This window comes from Shewanella surugensis (genome assembly GCF_023284005.1).
Taxonomy (GTDB): Bacteria; Pseudomonadota; Gammaproteobacteria; order Enterobacterales; family Shewanellaceae; genus Shewanella; species Shewanella surugensis.
The window spans coordinates 1-17,765 of the sequence record NZ_JAKIKS010000017.1 but is presented as its reverse complement, the minus strand read 5'-3'; the positions used below and the strand labels follow the sequence as shown (position 1 = coordinate 17,765).

The 17,765-nt window shown below is 41.2% G+C and carries 14 protein-coding genes; 9 read left to right on the top strand and 5 right to left on the bottom strand.

Translation table 11 applies throughout. The annotated features are described in order from the left end of the window. Positions 1–305 precede the first annotated feature (305 nt). On the bottom strand, positions 306–4,859 hold the full coding sequence (locus L2764_RS06145) for an ATP-binding protein (protein WP_248939352.1): 4,554 nt from the start codon (positions 4,857–4,859) through the stop codon (positions 306–308). A 125-nt stretch (positions 4,860–4,984) separates the two neighbouring features. On the opposite strand from L2764_RS06145, the gene L2764_RS06140 reads away from it, so the two are divergent. From L2764_RS06140 to L2764_RS06105, 8 genes are all read left to right on the top strand, one after another. Continuing rightward, a complete protein-coding gene (locus L2764_RS06140; protein WP_248939351.1) occupies positions 4,985–5,896 on the top strand; it encodes a LysR family transcriptional regulator in 912 nt (303 codons plus the stop codon). Between the two features lie 126 nt (positions 5,897–6,022). Further along, positions 6,023–6,628, top strand: a complete 606-nt coding sequence (locus L2764_RS06135) for a SprT family zinc-dependent metalloprotease (RefSeq protein WP_248939350.1) — start codon at positions 6,023–6,025, stop codon at positions 6,626–6,628. Between the two features lie 153 nt (positions 6,629–6,781). Beyond that, positions 6,782–7,525: an endonuclease gene (locus L2764_RS06130; RefSeq protein WP_376708381.1), complete on the top strand. Its 744-nt coding sequence runs from the start codon at positions 6,782–6,784 to the stop codon at positions 7,523–7,525. A 12-nt stretch (positions 7,526–7,537) separates the two neighbouring features. Continuing rightward, positions 7,538–8,269 (top strand): 16S rRNA (uracil(1498)-N(3))-methyltransferase, encoded by a 732-nt coding sequence (rsmE, locus tag L2764_RS06125; RefSeq protein WP_248939349.1) that lies wholly within the window; start codon positions 7,538–7,540, stop codon positions 8,267–8,269. A gap of 97 nt (positions 8,270–8,366) precedes the next feature. Then, complete coding sequence (gene gshB / locus L2764_RS06120; protein WP_248939348.1) at positions 8,367–9,335, top strand: glutathione synthase; 969 nt, start codon at positions 8,367–8,369, stop codon at positions 9,333–9,335. A 223-nt stretch (positions 9,336–9,558) separates the two neighbouring features. Continuing rightward, positions 9,559–10,908: an alkaline phosphatase gene (locus L2764_RS06115; RefSeq protein ID WP_248939347.1), complete on the top strand. Its 1,350-nt coding sequence runs from the start codon at positions 9,559–9,561 to the stop codon at positions 10,906–10,908. Between the two features lie 420 nt (positions 10,909–11,328). Then, positions 11,329–12,639, top strand: a complete 1,311-nt coding sequence (locus L2764_RS06110; RefSeq protein WP_248939346.1) for an alkaline phosphatase — start codon at positions 11,329–11,331, stop codon at positions 12,637–12,639. Between the two features lie 105 nt (positions 12,640–12,744). Continuing rightward, a complete protein-coding gene (locus L2764_RS06105; RefSeq protein ID WP_248939345.1) occupies positions 12,745–13,770 on the top strand; it encodes a methyltransferase in 1,026 nt (341 codons plus the stop codon). On the opposite strand, the gene L2764_RS06100 is transcribed toward L2764_RS06105, so the two are convergent. Both L2764_RS06100 and L2764_RS27690 read right to left on the bottom strand, forming a co-directional pair. Continuing rightward, positions 13,767–13,949: a hypothetical protein gene (locus L2764_RS06100; RefSeq protein ID WP_248939344.1), complete on the bottom strand. Its 183-nt coding sequence runs from the start codon at positions 13,947–13,949 to the stop codon at positions 13,767–13,769. The two genes, L2764_RS06105 and L2764_RS06100, sit on opposite strands and share 4 nt — an antisense overlap. After that, positions 13,930–14,061 (bottom strand): hypothetical protein, encoded by a 132-nt coding sequence (locus L2764_RS27690; RefSeq protein WP_283106927.1) that lies wholly within the window; start codon positions 14,059–14,061, stop codon positions 13,930–13,932. Before L2764_RS27690 ends, L2764_RS06100 begins: the two co-directional genes overlap by 20 nt. A 152-nt stretch (positions 14,062–14,213) precedes the next feature. Between L2764_RS27690 and L2764_RS06095 the strand changes: the two genes are divergently transcribed. Further along, on the top strand, positions 14,214–15,335 hold the full coding sequence (locus tag L2764_RS06095) for a site-2 protease family protein (protein WP_248939343.1): 1,122 nt from the start codon (positions 14,214–14,216) through the stop codon (positions 15,333–15,335). Between the two features lie 87 nt (positions 15,336–15,422). On the opposite strand, the gene L2764_RS06090 is transcribed toward L2764_RS06095, so the two are convergent. Continuing rightward, complete coding sequence (locus L2764_RS06090; protein ID WP_248939342.1) at positions 15,423–16,439, bottom strand: hypothetical protein; 1,017 nt, start codon at positions 16,437–16,439, stop codon at positions 15,423–15,425. Positions 16,440–16,775: 336 nt separating this feature from the next. Further along, entirely contained in the window at positions 16,776–17,240 is a 465-nt protein-coding gene (locus L2764_RS06085) for a lysozyme inhibitor LprI family protein (RefSeq protein WP_248939341.1), read from the bottom strand. Positions 17,241–17,765 lie beyond the last annotated feature (525 nt).

Here is a 17,765-nt window from a genome sequence, read left to right as displayed (position 1 = left end):
AAAGCTCTTCGGCTTAATATTCATAGCGACCTTAATAAAAGATCCTACACACCAAAATAGCGCAGTATAATAACACAGAAACCAAACACAAATAAACATTTGTAACTAGTAACTTACAATTTAATACATATTAAGAACAACAAAGAAACAGTGTTTAAATGGCTTAAAATAGAGTTATAGCTCTAAATTGAAAGGGAGGAAGAAAACAAAGAAGACCACTTAATATAAAAATGCCCACTTTCAATATTACTATCGAAAATGGGCATTATTTTCATCAATAAAGTAAACTTAGTTCATTTTATTGATTAGTGATCTATCGGCGAAATGACAAATAACAAATCATTTTGTGAGACTTGCTGACCATTACTATTAAGAATACGTTCAATACGGTACTTCTTATCTTCAGGGTATAGCACTGCATTTTGGCGGTTAAAGCCTGCTAATGTCAGTTGAGAGAACATTTTCATTGCTTCAGTTAACGCGAGAGTTTGATCAACCGTGACTATGTCGCCTTCCTTTACAAAGTCTGCTTCACCCGGTGCAGGTGACGTATAGAAAATACCTGCGCCTTGCGCTAAGACTTTAAGCTCATTGCTGCCACCGACACGCAGTGATTCAGTATCAACACTCACAGTATCAGCTGCAGCTTCCATCTCAGCAATCAACTCAGGAATATCTAACTCTGCCATCAAGCGTGGTAAGTAGTTAGTATCATAAACACCTTTGTTGAAGGTCTCATCTTTCAAAATACGCTTCAACAATGGGATATTCGTTGCAATACCTTTCAGTACTACTGAATCTAAGTACTCATAAAGCTTAGTAATAACATCCTCACGGTTTTCACCATGACAGATAATTTGTGCAATTAAACTATCGTAATAAGGCGACACTTCTTTGTCGCCTGCCGCAATAGAAATAATCTCAATATCATCACGCTCAGGCATCACACACTCAGTGATCATGCCAGGGTTGGGTTGAAGCTGTAAAATACCCTCGCTGTCCAGTGCCGCTTTCTCAGCAGTAACACGAACTTCAATGGCATAACCTTTAGATACTGGCGCTAAGTCTTCAATTGAGCGCCCAGCGGCAATATCAAACTGTGCACTCACAATATCGATACCTGACGTGACTTCAGTCACCGGATGCTCAACCTGTAAACGCGTATTCATTTCCATGAAGTACACTTCATTAGCATCAAGGTTATAAATAAACTCTACCGTACCAGCCCCCATATAATCGGTAATATCACCTAACAAACGAGTATATTCAAGCACGAGCTCTTGCAGCTCAATAGGCAACATTGTTGAACCTGACTCTTCAACAACCTTCTGGTTATTACGTTGAACTGAACAATCACGTAAGCCCAAGACTTTGGTATTACCAAACTGATCACGTAATAATTGCACTTCAATATGGCGCAAAGAGGTGACGTATTTTTCAAGGTATAAATCACCATTACCAAAAGCAGCGGCCGCTTCTGTTGACGTTTGCTGGAATAATCCAATCATATCCCCTTGGCGTTCTACGATTTGAATACCTTTACCGCCGCCTCCTTGTACCGCTTTAAGCAGAACAGGATAACCGATCTCATTGGCCACATTGACCGCTTGTTCGGCATTATTCAAAATACCATGACTACCAGGAACTACAGGTACATTTTGAGATTGTGACGTCTTAATGGCATTCGACTTATTACCCATCGTCGTCATGCTTTGTACACTAGGGCCAACGAAGTTCACGCCATTATTAACACATAATGCCGCAAATTGTGGACTTTCAGATAAGAAACCAATCCCAGGATGAAGCGCATCAACATTCTCATATTCAGCCACTTTTAAGACCGAATACGCATTCAAATAACTCTCATCAGAAGTATTTCCCCCGATACAGACTAACTTATCGCTGGCTTTTAACATATCTGCTGGCACTGAAGTCATATCAGGATCAGATGCAACCAATACCACATTAATATTATTATCATGAGCCTTACGGATTAACTTAACCGCCGTACAACCACGAGCATGAATAAGCACTTTGTTTATCGGCTTCATCAAGGCGCGAGGATCATCTTGTACTATCTCTTGATCGGCAATAGAAGCTTCAGGTACTAGCGTCGACAATGCATTAGTGATCACACTCTCAATATTCATGCTCGGCTTTGGCATCAAAGGATCGATACTGGCTAACTGATCGTCAATCGTATTACTGAATGGATTCGTCACTAACCCATGCATCGCACCCGGTACTTTAGACAAGTAATTTGACAAGGTCGATGTTGAAGGTAAGTAAGCTGGCACCACCATTTGACCCGCAAATGGCATATTGGTCCCTGAGAGATAATATGTTTGCACTAAAGGATGGGTCACAAAACTCGCCTGCGCGCCCCCCGTACAATCGCCATAACCAAACATTAATACGGGTAATTCATTATCACGAATAAAACGGGTGATCCTGTCGTTGACCACAGCCATAGAGAACAATGCTGCCGCGCCTTCTTTGGTCTGCATGCCACCCGAACTAATAAAACAAATAACAGGCATTTTACGCTTGGCGCATTCGATTAATAGCGCACTGAATTTTTCAGCGCTGGCCATATCAAAAGCACCGGCTTGGAAAGCCGTATTCGACACCGCCACGCCCACTCGCATGTGCTGACCTTCACTGTCAAAGTCGGCTAAACCTGTAATTAAACCACAAGGGCGAATGCCTTTATCTAAAGCATCTTCAATCGATAAACGAAAACCGGGGAAATTCAACAAATTGGCAGAAATCTTATCACCGTTAATCTCTTCAAATTGCGTGAAGAATTTATCAACGATGGCATTCCAAGACATTTTACCAGCACGTTTTTCATCTCGTAAGACTTTTTGGATCAACAAATCTTGATAACCCATCGTCAAACGGTTCCAGAAATCTTTCCGGCGACCAATACGCACCGGGTTAATCGCTCCGGTGTACTCGTTATTTTCTTCTTCACTATCAAAAAATTCTGGGAGTAGTCGCTCAAAGAAGTAAGTTAAAATAACGAATAAGCTGTCATTTAATTGTGGGAAACCCACACTCTTCCATTGCTCAGTACGCGTCAATAGTTCAGCACGGTTTGACTGAGACATAAAATATTTCAGCCACTTATAAAATTTACTCTTATCATTGGGCACATCTTGCGTCGAAATGGCCGAATCGATAGAGTCATGTAATAAGTTATTGACTGAACCGCGTGCCAAACTCTTTGACATCATGGCTTCTTTAGCAATTGAGGCTAAATTTCCCACCACATTATCATATAAGGCATTAAAAATAAGGATATTACGACATTGCCAGATAAAGTCTTCACGTAATTCTTCATGCTGAATAACGTCTAACACGGTCAGTTGGTTTAACTCAGGCCAATCGGCTTGTTTAACCGCATCAGGTAAACTGTCAAGATGCTGAATAAGCCCTTTAAAGTTATTCTCAGCATTGCCTTTCCACCGATGAAATAAAGACCAACCAATGTTGAAGATAAGAGCCTTACGTGCTTTTTTGTAATTTTCTTTAGGCTCACCTAGAATGAAACGCGTTAACATATTACGTTCTGTTGAGACATCTTCACGCTTAGCAATAAAATTGCCCCAAAGCTTATTCAAATCTTCATCGTAAACCAATTTATCAGGGTTAGATAACCAAGATTGAAACACTCTATTTTGTTCTTGTGCAATACGCTCAAGCAAATCACCTTTTGGCACACTCACTTTTGATAAGCGCCCATATTGCTCTTGAGAAATAGAATGAATACGACTGCGTAAGGTTAGATAACGTAAATAACGATAGGCGCTACCGAACAAGTTAAAATACATCGTCGGGTTCGTTGCAACAGCCAACTCCGCATTAACTTCTAACGCTGTTAAACTCTTCGAGGGCTTTAAGAAGCGCGCTAAACTACGATCATAATGCTCACGTAAATCATCAGACTCACGCACAAATTGCAATGCCGCTTGCTCTATCGCTTCAATACTGCTGATAATGGCGCGACGTAAGTTATGCTGACGCTCATCTTTATCGCTAGGTGAAAAATCAACAATACCATCAATACAACCGGCCGCATAAAGCTCTTCTGGCGACACCCCAACCGATTTAGCACACTCTTGCCAAGACAAATTATATTTACGCGCAATACTTTGTAAGCCTTGAGGTTGAATTGTATTAAAAATACCATCGCGCAGCGAGAGTAAAATGTTAGCAGCAGCCAAGGGAATAGCGCCACCAGAATAGCCTGCACCAATGACGATACCCACGGTTGGAACATCCACATTGGCACTTTCAGCAATCGCCTTTGAAATAGCATGAGCTTGGTTTTGACTATTAGCCACTTCCCCGGCATCGGCACCCGGTGTGTCAATTAAATAGATAATAGGCATGCCGAGTTCAGAAAAATGACGAATGGCTTTACAGGCTGCCAAGTGATGCTCAGGCATCCAAGCACCGTTCGCCGTGGTCCGTTCTTGCGCAATAAAACCAATACGGCGAGTACGAGAACCAAAGTTTAATTCAATTTCCGCACTGTAAAAAGGGCCCATATTCGTTTCAGTGACCAATTTTCCTTTTAAATCGGCTATCACACGTTTAGCCCCAAGACGATTCTTATCTTGAGTGGGCTGAATCACCTTAGTGACATACTCATCCACGTTGAGTTGGGCAAGGTTTTTTAAATTCGTTTCAATGGCTTCATCATTGAGAAGCCCTTTGATTTCTTCTGATAAAGTTTGTTTACTGTGCTCAGGAAATAAAGAGAAGTCTTTGGCCAATTGTTCCGCTTTTAAAAAAAGCGGATCGGCGGTAACTGCCTGAGTCTGATTAGTGGGCTGATTGGTGCTGGTCATCTAAAGATCCTCTGCTTAGCCTCAAAAAAAAATTTTTTAGCCCGTGAATATAACTTTGTTATCATGTCAAATACCATTAAACTGCGCTAGACGCTTTGTTCCATTTTTGAGACAGTGACCATAACATGCCAGATTTAAACGGTATGATGCTGTTTGCCGCCGTTGTTCGAGCGAAAGGATTCTCTCAAGCTGCTCGCGAAACAGGCATGCCAAAATCAACAATTAGCCGTAAGGTTGCTCAACTTGAAGAACAGTTGGGCGTGCGCTTACTGCAACGAAACACACGCAGCTTGAGCCTGACTCAAGTAGGTGCGCTTTTTTTTCAACACTGTATCAGTATAAGTGATGAACTGGAAGCTGCCAAAGCCACCATAGAAAACACCCATAATGATGTTTCTGGTTCGCTTCGAATCGCGATCCCAGTCTCTTTTAGCCAAGAACTCATTGCCCATCTTTGCAGTGGCTTTATGCGCCTTTATCCTAATATCGAACTTGATGTTCAATTTACCGATAATGACGTCAGCCTCGTCGGTGAAGGTTATGATATCGCCATTAAATACGGGCCATTACAATCATCAGATTTAGTCGCAAGACTGTTATTTGAACGTCAATCAATTCTTGTCGCCAGCCCCCATTATTTAACCACGCATGGGACGCCCGCCACACCTCAAGATTTAGCCCAACATAGCGGTATTTTACTGGGTACCTCTCGCTCTGCTCCCATTTGGCCTTTAGGTAAAGGCCAAGCAAAAACCATGGTCAATTTTAAAAAGAAGGTCAGAGTCAACAGCGCTGTCATGATCAAACAACTGGTCTTAGATGACTTTGGCATCGCCATGCTATCAGGCTCTGTCTGTAAAGCAGAACTGGCCAGTGGCCGCTTAGTGCCATTATTACAAGAATGGCCCATTGAAGCATTCAAAGTCTATGGGGTTTATTCTAGCCGACGTCAGCTGGCTACCAGCATCAGTGCCTTTCTTGATTTTTTCCATAAACGTTTTACTCATCAAGAATCATTACAATCCTTAATGATGTAGTATGATTAACCGATATGCCCAAGTGACTTGAACATACAGGATCCAATGGGCATTGAAAGGCTTTTATGCCCAAACTCCAGAAGAAGCTTACAAACAAAAGACCATATCAATAATGACACGATTAAAATGAAGGCACTCAAATCCATCTTCAATCACGCTCAATACATTGCGCAGCAGCGATGGACATCTCATTCAATTAAGCGCAAATCGCCAAGCTTAATGCCAGCAACAGATAACATCACACCGTTACAGAAAACCCTTATAGAACAAGTTGAACTCAGCTATCGCCTGGCCGAATCTCAACTTAACCTCAACTTTATCAGACCCAGTGTCGGATTTAAATTGCGAGGAAAATGTGCTGGTATGGCACATTTACAGCATAATCACCTAAGGTTTAACCCCCTATTATTCATCAATAACAGCCAAGCTTTCTTAAGCGAAGTCGTGCCCCATGAAATCTGCCATTTACTGGTCTATCAAATATTTGGCAAAGTAAAACCTCACGGTAAAGAATGGCGAAATATGATGCGGCAGGTTTTTAATGTTTCCCCTCGCACCACCCATGACTTTGATATTAGTCCCGCCACCGAAGTCCATTTTCGCTATCAGTGTCATTGTGGCCCCGTGCATTTATCCCTTCGTCGGCATAACAAAGTCTTACGCGGTAAAACCCAATACTGCTGTCGTCGCTGTAAAATTCAATTAACTCTGATGCCAGAAAGACCCACTTAACCCGTTTTAGGAAACGCCAAAGAAAAACAAACCCTAGATTTTATAAGGATATTTTCAAGAATAAGATTTCCATTGCTCAGCCTATCTCAATCACTTATTATCCCTCCCCTTAGTCGTACTCGATAATCATTTGATGTGTCATTTGGAGTTAATTTGAAACCTGCTTTTTTTATCTCGTTGATCACCTTTTTATTTGTTACTTTTTCAAATATTACCGTCGCCTCTCCCGCTCATCCCACCAGTTTTAGTCAAGCGAAAAAGCTGGCCAAGAAAATGTACTCGTCTCAGTTATCCACCATCAGTTTTTATTGCGGTTGTGACATATCCATCAAAGGAAAAAAGTGGAACACCGATTTTTCTCGCTGCGGCTATAAAGTGCGTAAGCAAGTGGTTCGTGCCGGACGTATCGAATGGGAACATATTGTACCAGCGTGGGAATTTGGCCATCAGAAACAATGTTGGCAGCAAGGAGGACGAAAAAACTGTACTAAAAAAGATGCAGGATTTAAGAAGATGGAATCCGATTTACACAATTTAGTGCCCGCCATCGGCGAAGTGAACGGCGATCGCAGTAATTATCGTTTTAGTCAATGGAACGGTAAAGCTCAGCAATACGGTCAATGTCATATGATTGTCGATTTTAAAGCCCGAAAAGTGGAGCCTCCCGTCAACACCCGAGGGAAAATAGCCCGAACCTATCTTTATATGCAAAAAACCTACAAGCTAAAAATCGCTAAAAGCCAATTAAAACTATTCAAAGCTTGGAATAAAGCCTACCCAGTAGATAAAATGGAATGTAAACGCGATAAAGAAATTGCTAAAATCCAGGGCAATCACAATGCCTTCGTCAGCAGCCATTGTGGTCCCAAAGGCGGCCAACAAAAAGTAGCAAAATAAGGCTTTATATCTATGAGAATTCCTAGAATATATCACTCATCATCACTAACAGTAGGTCAAGCATGTCCGCTCGACGAAGAAGCGGCTGTTCACGTAGGAAGAGTCCTGCGAATGGACGTCGGTGAGCAAGTCAGTCTGTTTAATGGTGACGGCAACGAGTACTTATCCGAAATCCAAGCCGCATCGAAAAAAAATGTCACCGTGAATGTCTTATCTTCTGTGACTAATCACAGCGAATCGCCGCTTAATTTACACCTTGGACAAGTCATCTCCCGTGGAGACAGAATGGATTTTACCTTACAAAAATCTGTTGAGTTGGGCGTCAATACTATTACCCCCTTATTTTCAGAGCGCTGTGGCGTCAAACTGACAGGGGAAAGATTAGAGAAAAAAATCCAACAATGGCAAAAAATAGTCATTAGTGCTTGCGAGCAATCGGGTCGCAGCCAAGTCCCCATCGTTCGCCCTGCGATGCCTTTGCAACGTTGGTGCAGTGAGCACTCTGATGCGGTAAAGCTCAATTTACACCCAAGGGCCAATCATGGCATTAATGCACTTGAACTACCCACAAAACGTGTCCGGTTACTCATAGGACCTGAAGGCGGTTTATCAGCAGCAGAAATCAACATGACTGCAGAGCATCAATTTACCGATATTTTATTAGGTCCCAGAGTCTTAAGAACTGAAACGGCCGCTTTATGTGCCATTAGTGCACTGCAATTAAAATTTGGCGATTTAAGCTAAAGTCGCCAGTTGAACAGACTGATACCTAAAAGGCTTAGGTAAAAGAATACTGAAATTAATCAAATGTAATAGACAAATACAATAAAGGAATCGCGTTATGATCAAACTGGGTATAGTGATGGATCCCATCAGTGATATTAACATCAAAAAAGACTCCAGCTTTGCTATGTTGCTGGCAGCTCAAGCACGCGGTTATCAGTTATTTTATATGGAAATGCAAGATCTCGCGATGCTCAATGGCCAAGCCAGAGCCAATATGCGCGCATTAACCGTGACCCCCGACCCACAAAATTGGTATCAGTTGGACAGTCCTCAAGATCTGCCTTTATCGGATCTCGATGTGATCTTAATGCGTAAAGATCCGCCCTTTGATACTGAATTTATCTACGCCACTTATATGCTTGAACGAGCTGAAGAACAAGGGGTTCTGATTGTCAATAAGCCCCAAAGTTTACGTGATGCCAATGAAAAACTCTTTACCGCTTGGTTTGCCGAGTTTACGCCAGAAACCTTAGTCACACGCGATGAGAAACGTATTCGCGATTTTTATGCACAAAAAGGCGATATTATTTTAAAACCCCTCGATGGTATGGGCGGCAGTTCAATCTTTAGAGTAAAAAAAGATGATCCTAACTTAGGCGTTATCATTGAAACCCTCACTCAACACGGCCAAGAATACGCGATGATCCAAGCGTTTATTCCTGATATTACCGCAGGTGATAAACGCATTTTAGTCATCGATGGTGAGCCAGTCCCCTTTTCCTTAGCCCGTATTCCAAAAAAAGGCGAAACACGGGGTAATTTAGCGGCCGGTGGCCGTGGCGTAGCACAGCCGTTATCAGAGAGTGACTGGCATATCGCGAAAACTTTAGGTCCAGAACTAAAAAAACGCGGCCTCATTTTTGTCGGACTCGATGTGATCGGTGATAAACTCACAGAAATTAATGTGACCAGTCCCACTTGCATCAAAGAAATTGAAGCCGCTTTCGACGTCGATATAACAGGTATGTTAATGGATGCGATTGAAGCCAGACTGGCACAACAACCAACAGACAATATCGAATAAAATCTGTTTTTTTATTAAGTATATAGCCATGACGCTTCAAGAAGCATGTTTTCAGGTGGTCATGGGTATAACATGCGAGTATAAAGTGGCTTTCAATAAAACCACTTTATTTCAAATCAGAAGAAATGATAACCACTACCGCTATCACTATCTTTAAATAATCTAAAATCTTATGAAATCAAAGTCATCAGGGCAGATAAAACCAACAAAAGGATACTACTTAATGATATTAAAAAACAAAAAATGGTCTTGCCTCCTCCCCTTCTTATCATTGGGTTTACTCCTTTTCCCCTCCAGTACATTCGCCGCTAAGCCCATTACTCAATTAGAGAGTCAACCTGTCCCCGCCCGCCCTAAAAACATCATCATCATGATAGGAGATGGTATGGGACCAGCTTACACAACCGCTTATCGTTATTATCAAGATAATCCCGATACCGAAAATATTGAGCATACCGTATTCGACAGGCTCCTCGTTGGCATGTCCAGTACTCATCCAACAAAGAGCGAAGGAATCGTCACCGACAGTGCCGCAGCCGCTACGGCACTGTCATCGGGTATAAAAACCTATAATGGGGCAATTGGTATCAATAAGCATAAACAAGCCGTTAGATCCATTATGCAGTTAGCGAAACAGCAAGGCATGTCGACAGGTATCGCAGTCACCTCACAGGTCAATCATGCCACTCCCGCCGCCTTTTTAAGCCATAATGAAAGTCGCCGCAACTATGATGAAATCGCACTGAGTTATTTACACACTGATACCGACGTCATTCTCGGAGGAGGACAACAATATTTTTCATCTGAATTGATTGAACAGTTTAAAAATAAAGGCTACCAATATATTACTGATGTTTCTGAGCTTAATTCATTGAAACAAGCCAAAGTACTCGGTCTATTCGCTGATAAAGAATTACCTTGGGCCATTAATGAAAAAAAGGCCCATAAACTCAGTCGAGAAACACAAACGGCATTAACACTACTCTCCAATAACCCTAAAGGCTTTGTGTTACTGGTTGAAGGCAGCCTCATTGACTGGGCAGGTCACAGTAATGATATTGTCAGCGCCATGGGAGAAATGAATGAATTTGCTAATGCAGTGGAAGTCGCTGAGCAATTTGTCAGGCAACACCCAGAGACCTTACTCGTTATCACCGCCGATCATAATACCGGGGGACTCTCTATCGGAGCCAACGATGTCTACGCATGGAATAGCGCATTAATTCGAGGCGTACAAAGCAGCCCTGACAACATTGCCATTGCCGCACTTGAAAGCCATGATTGGCAAGATATCGTGTCAAAACAATTAGGTTTTAAACTCAATGAAGCCGAAATTAACCAACTGGCAGCAGCAAAAAAAGAAAATCAAGATATTTTCACCGATGAGATCAATAAAATTATTAGCCGACGCTCCCATACTGGTTGGACAAGCCATGGACATACTGGCGTCGATGTACAAGTGTTCGCTACGGGTCCCAGCTCAGCTTTATTCCATGGACATCAAGATAATACTGATATCGCCAACAATATGATCAGCCTCCTGCCTACTAATCAAAATAATCCCAATCCATGACTTCAATGAGTGTTGCAGTTTTCCTGTAAAAATACACAAAGAATGTATGTTTAATGATGTAAATATCAACAATTCGTTGATGGGAATTTAAATAATTAAACACTCACTTTCATTCTTTGTCGTTTACTCTAAAAGTAAAAAACACATAAAACAACAACAGACTATCAACCAACTCCATGATTTTAAAATATAATAATTAAACCTCGGCATTGACATCAACAATGGTCGCTCAACAACATTTTCATTCCATATTAAAAATAATCAATAAAAGTGTCATAAAAGAGATGTAATTTAACACTCATCCTTTTACTATTCAGCCAATAATGATGAAAACAAGCATCAATTACTCTTAAATTAAACAATAAGATAAATACCTCTGATCCCTAACCCGTTAATTCACTTCAAAATAGGAAAATCACCATGCTTTTCAAAAGAGCTATGCTATTGGTGTGTGCCGTCAGTATCTTCCTCCCCCTCGCTGCGGGAGCAACCACAAACAATCCGGCTATCGATATTCAACAAGCCCCTGCACGTCCTAAAAACATAATCATTATGATCGGTGATGGCATGGGTCCAGAATACACCAGCGCTTATCGTTATTATCAAGATAATCCCAATACAGAAGAAGTCGAAGAAACCGTGTTTGATAGACTGCTTGTGGGTATGGCCAGTACATACCCTGCTAGGGTTAGTGGCTATGTCACCGATTCTGCGGCTTCAGCAACCGCGCTGTCATCGGGTATTAAAACCTATAATGGCGCAATCGGTGTTGATGAGCATAAAAAGCCTATCAGTTCCATTATGCAGATCGCCAAGAAAAAAGGCATGTCAACAGGCGTCGCCGTTAAATCACAAGTGAATCATGCCACACCCGCGGGCTTTCTCGCTCACAACGAAAGCAGACAAAACTATGTCGCCATTGCAGAAAGCTATATCGATACCGATGCCGATGTCATTCTAGGCGGCGGGCAGCGCTATTTCTCTGAAACCTTAATCAATAAATTCAAAGATAAAGGTTATCAATATATTACCGAGCTATCTCAATTAGACAGTGTCAAAAAACCTAAAGTATTAGGCCTATTTGCAGACATCGAATTACCTCTAGCGGTAAACGATAAAGATATCAACAGTTTAACCATAGAAACCAAGAAAGCCATTTCATTGCTTTCTCAAAACCCAAACGGATTCGTATTATTAGTTGAAGGGAGCCTCATTGATTGGGGCGGTCATGATAATGATATCGTGAGTGCTATGGGAGAAATGGAAGAATTTGCCAATACTATCGAAGTCGTTGAACAATACGTACGCGACCACCCTGACACCCTAGTCGTGATCACAGCCGATCACAATACGGGCGGACTATCGATTGGGGCCAATGGCGTGTATGCATGGGATCCCCAACTGATTAAAGGTGTCAATGCGAGTCCTAAACACATTGCTGAAAAAGCAAATGAGGATCAAAATTGGCAACAAAACATGATAACAAGCTTAGGTTTTACACCTGATAGTCATGAGCTGCAAACATTAGCCGATGCAAGAGAAGAAGGCACCAAAGCGCTGACCACCGCCATTAAACAGCTGATTAGCCTAAAATCAAATACAGGCTGGACATCGGGTGGTCATACTGGCGTCGACGTGCAAGTGTTTGCTGACGGGCCTGGGGCTAATTTATTTAGAGGTCATCAAGACAATACCGATATTGCAAAAAAAATGATCAGCTTATTGCCGTAAGCTATCCCCTACCCAAGTGAGTAAAAGAAACATTTCAACTCACTTGGGTATTACCAAGAAAAAATAACGTATAATGGCCGCAAATTCTTACTTGATGTGACGCCAGTGCTAACCAATCCTTCTCAAATTATTTTACGTAATCGCGAATTAGTCGACAATCATTCTGTATTAATCCTCAATTATGAAAGTGATTTACTCCCAATCGAATTGCTTGAAACAGCTTCAAGCGTTTGCGCATTAGCGCTGGATTACCATCATTATTTACAATTAGAAAACCATCAACATCAAAACCTACAGCTTCATTTTGGCCATCAACTGCCCCATGATGAACGCTTTGATACCGTCATTATTTACTACCCGAAAGCCAAGTCATTAACCCCTTATTTAATTAATCTTGCGGGCTATCATTTAAAACCTGAAGGGCAGCTCATCATTACGGGTGAAAATAAGGGGGGAATAAAATCCATTACTAAACAAATGCCTGATTATTTTAGCGCGCCAATGAAGCTGGATAATGCACGTCACTGCCTACTTTATTGTAGTGAATTACAACAAGTAGCGCCGCAGATCAATATCGAAGACTGGACCAGTCGATATCAACTCACGACTCCTCAAGGTGACATCACTATTTGTAATCTTGTGGGGGTGTTCAGTGAAAAACGTCTCGATGCGGGCACAAAATTATTATTAGAACATCTCCCAAAAATGACCGGAAAAGTCCTTGATTTTGGTTGTGGCGCGGGTGTCATCAGTGCTGCCATCTTAAAAGCACAACCAACACTGGATATTGATTGTATCGACATCAATGCCATGGCCCTTGAAGCCTGTAGACTAACGATGCAAGCTAATGATATTCAAGCCAATATTTTTGCATCAAACGGACTTAGCCAAACCAACTCACTCTATGATGGCATTATTTCTAATCCACCCTTTCATGATGGATTATCGGCAACCACACAGATCGCTAAAACGTTTGTGCAAGACAGTGCCTTAAAGCTCAAAAAAAGAGGCTTATTTTACATCGTCGCCAACCGCCATTTACCTTACGCAGACATCATTGAAACCCACTTCAAGCAAGTCAATGTCAAAGCAGAAACGAATCATTATAAAATCTATTCTAATATTACTTAGCTAAGTACATTAAATTCATATTGACGATAATATTCAAGATAAGTTAGGTAAATACTCGACATCGCCAACTTATCTTGAATAATGAGACTCGTCATCACTGGATCGGCAACATTTCGTACCATGGCAAATAACGGATCATAACACTCAAGCGAGTATGGCCTAACCCAATCCTTGAACATGACTCGCCCAAATAGCAGACTCACCGGGTCCTCGATGTTTACTCGTTTCTAATGCATTAATGACTTTTTGCTTTGAAAACACCCTAAAGGTGAAAAGCAGCAACAAAGCCACACATATTCAAACCTAAATGCTATTAAATAGATATAATGAACTTAGTTGACTCAAATACTTTTTTCTCTAGGCTGTCAAAACAAAAAACAGTCATGTCCCCATAAAAACAAATGGGTCCGTATCATTAACTTTATTGCTAGGTGAGCACCACAGTGGAATTAATTAACATAGATTGTCTCGGCAAACCGTTAAGACTCGAAGGCTCAATGGCGGGTTGGCAGCAACTTTTTTGGGGAGAGTCTCTAGTCTCTGTTATCGACGCCAGCGCTGATAATGAGGGCAAAAAGACCCATGCATTTGAATTATCCGTTCAAACTGCCAGTCAAGCAACACCTTCAATTGAGCCCCCATTACCACAAAAAATCCAAATCACATTAGAAACCGACTTAAGCTGGCAACCCTTTTCCATCCATTATCGATTATTGAAAAATGAGGTATTACTGACTGAAGGCAGTCGAGACACCAAAGATATTGAACGCCAAGTCCCCCTAAAACCCGTTAAAGCCAAAAAGCCTTTTAGCATCATCGGCCTTGCTTCACTGGGGTTTAAGCTACTCAAGAGTGCAAAAATCATCAAAGTGGTCTTAGCGGGAGCCAGTATTGCCGCTTATTCATGGCTCTTTTCTTTTCAGTTTGCCATTGCCCTCATCGCCTGCTTAGTGTTTCATGAATATGGCCATATTCGTGCGATGAAATATTTTGGCATGAAAACCAAAGGGATTTACCTTATTCCTTTTATGGGAGGCTTAGCACTCAGTGATGAGAAAATAAATACCCGCTGGCAAGATGTGGTGATTTCCATTATGGGACCCACTTTCGGATTATTCATGTCCATCATTTCATTAATCCTTTATTGGGTAACAGGCAACATTTTTTTTGCTGGACTGGCCGCTTTTAATGCATTATTGAACCTGTTTAACTTACTGCCCATATTACCCTTAGATGGTGGGCATATTTTAAAAAGCATCAGTTTCTCAATGAATAGCGTGGCAGGACTCGTCGCTTGCGTGCTAGGCGCCGCCATCGGCATTTACATCAGCTATACCTTAGGCTTAGCGCTACTGGGGTTTTTGCTGTTAATTGGCAGCGCAGAAATTATTTTTGAATGGAAAACACGTCACCAAAGTCACTTGTTGCCCTTAGACCGATACGGACAACTATTTTCAACCCTATGGTATTTCGTCACAGTAGGCTTATTCATTGCCATTATTTGGTACTTTGCCGGCACAGGCGACAGCATGTTGGGACTACCACTTAAAATTTTGCAAAGCTAGCGTAAACATATTGACCCATTCACTTAAGCCTTTGTTGTTAAGGCTTAAGTGAATAATGAGAGACGATGACTCATATTGCCTTCATGATTATTTAACACTATAGAATTTCAACAATAAATTAAACAACTTAGATTTAGCCAGCGGCGCTAAGGATTGCAGTAAATGCTCAATGGCTTGATTGGCAGAAGTTTCATCCCATTCATCACTAGGTTCATCGGGATAACAAGAAAAATCTTGGTTAAAAATATCATCGTACTTCTCAGATAAATCATATTGATCAGACAAGTTAAATTTAGCATTGAGCTTTTGGTTAGTATAAATATACCGTTGATACATCATCTTTGCTTGCTGCTTGGAAGGTAATAGCTTGCCATGATCACTCAAGCCACTGCGCAATAAACGGGACAATTCACTCTTAGGTAAGGTTTTATTGATTAAATGACCCATCTTGGTCTTTTCGAATCCATTAGAGCAATTAACCCTAACCCCCTTAATACCTTGCACACCGATCTGATGGCAAAAATCTTGCACCACATCACCTTGCTCAAAATTTTCAGGTTCAAATATTCGAATATTTATATTTTCTTGGCCAAATACATCCGCCCACATGCATAGCTTATCAAAATAGTTTAAATACCGATAAAAACCTTGAGAGGGAAACGCTCTTGGCGCACTGGCATAATAGTCCAACGCAGGACTCGCCCCCTTAGAGCCTTGCTGATGATGAGAAATCATTTGTTTATCTTGACGTCTGATATAAACAATGACCGTCACAAAAAAACCACGCAAGGCTTCTCTAATATGAGATATTCGACTCTCTCTAAAAATCCAACTCAGCATTTCATTAGAAAAAATAATGTGATTTTGTTCAATACTGTCAAATAACTTTCTCAATTTGTCCAAGGCTAATACATGAGTAGAACCAGAATGCACATCCTCTGTCATCACCCACTCGCTAGGATGCCCCGACTGACCTGATGGGCCTCTAATGTCAAAGTAATGAAAGTCCTGCTCATGTAGCACATCCTGTTGAGTTAACAACGCTTCTTGAATCGAAGAACTGCCCGTTTTATGACTACCTATATGTAAAAATATCTGTTTCATAAGCCTCATTCATTGCTTGTTATCGGTGAAAGTGACAAAATTAGAAGCACTTAAGGCTTAAATGCAATTACGACTTAATGAGCCATTTCATACATAAGAAATTAAAGTGACCTACTTTCAGATAAGGCAGAAATTAAAAGGTTCAGTGCTTGCCGACACAACCGACAAAGAAAAAACACTATAAAATAAACAACGATTATTGGCAGCTGATAATTAAAAGCATATAAATTCAATTAAGTAACTGCCTACAAAAAAATAATTTCACGTAAAAACGAACACTCCACGCTTAAATAACCACCAAAAAAATGACATACATCAAAATTCATTTACCTTTTTTTACTGTGTTTTTAATCTTTCTGTTAATTGCCATTGAGTCATTTGAGAACCGCTGCAGACATCGCCTTCTTCAGTGCCGACGAGCCATTGCTTTAAAAATGCGACTCTTTTAAGCGTGAGCTGGACTTTATGATCTGCTGCACACATTGGAAACACACTGCCATAGTATCGAGGCTCTTCTTTGTGTGGGTATTGCAAATCAAAATCAGCATCCCTGGATGTAATCCAAGCCAGCTGCGCGCTCTTAAGCTTGCCTAGGAAGACCTTATCCTCGCTGTATACCGTCTTAATTTTTTTATACACTCGATTCAACTGCACATCAGCTTCTTCAAGCCCCACTCCAGCACATCGATTCATCTCCATTTGTGTATAGGCTTTAGACAAACAGCGATTCGGCTCTTTAGCAAACACGGCGCTCGAACTCATAAAAGCTAAAAAAAACGCAATAAATGTTAAATATGTCACCCGCACTCCTTATAAACAGTGATCCCTTATAAATAAAACACCACTCTGTAATAGAAAAATAATAGAAGATAAATGATGTTTTAGTGAATAATACATCACAATATAAGATCCCTATCATGATCAACACAATCCCCTCACCCACCGCTAATGTCGACCGCACAGATGGCCAAAAGATAAACGCTTAAAGAACCTGCTCAGGGAACAACCATTAGCATTGCTCGATTTGTGATTTCATCACTCTTATCTTCCAAATCCCCTCAAGTACCAAAGTGGTACTTTTTACTACTTATTAACATCGCTATTTTGGGTTTTTTTGGCTAAGATAACTGTTCATTTCAAAGCGTTCACAGCCCTTTTTCCTCGAACCCCACAGCCGCGTGACGTACAATCATTATTATGTTCGTGCGACGTGAGGTCGTATGAAGCGCTGTTCACCGCTTATGAGTGAACCATCTGTATCACCAGATGACCCTATGACTCTGAATAAAGAAGCGAGTCTGACAATGTAACAAAGTCCATTGGACG

What these genes read in the sequence shown, in the direction of transcription:
- L2764_RS06145 (WP_248939352.1), bottom strand. Translation starts at nt 4,859, where the DNA reads ATGACCAGCACCAATCAGCCCACTAATCAGACTCAGGCAGTTACCGCC.
- L2764_RS06140 (WP_248939351.1), top strand. Translation starts at nt 4,985, where the DNA reads ATGCCAGATTTAAACGGTATGATGCTGTTTGCCGCCGTTGTTCGAGCG.
- L2764_RS06135 (WP_248939350.1), top strand. Translation starts at nt 6,023, where the DNA reads ATGAAGGCACTCAAATCCATCTTCAATCACGCTCAATACATTGCGCAG.
- rsmE (WP_248939349.1), top strand. Translation starts at nt 7,538, where the DNA reads ATGAGAATTCCTAGAATATATCACTCATCATCACTAACAGTAGGTCAA.
- gshB (WP_248939348.1), top strand. Translation starts at nt 8,367, where the DNA reads ATGATCAAACTGGGTATAGTGATGGATCCCATCAGTGATATTAACATC.
- L2764_RS06115 (WP_248939347.1), top strand. Translation starts at nt 9,559, where the DNA reads ATGATATTAAAAAACAAAAAATGGTCTTGCCTCCTCCCCTTCTTATCA.
- L2764_RS06110 (WP_248939346.1), top strand. Translation starts at nt 11,329, where the DNA reads ATGCTTTTCAAAAGAGCTATGCTATTGGTGTGTGCCGTCAGTATCTTC.
- L2764_RS06100 (WP_248939344.1), bottom strand. Translation starts at nt 13,949, where the DNA reads ATGTTCAAGGATTGGGTTAGGCCATACTCGCTTGAGTGTTATGATCCG.
- L2764_RS06090 (WP_248939342.1), bottom strand. Translation starts at nt 16,439, where the DNA reads ATGAAACAGATATTTTTACATATAGGTAGTCATAAAACGGGCAGTTCT.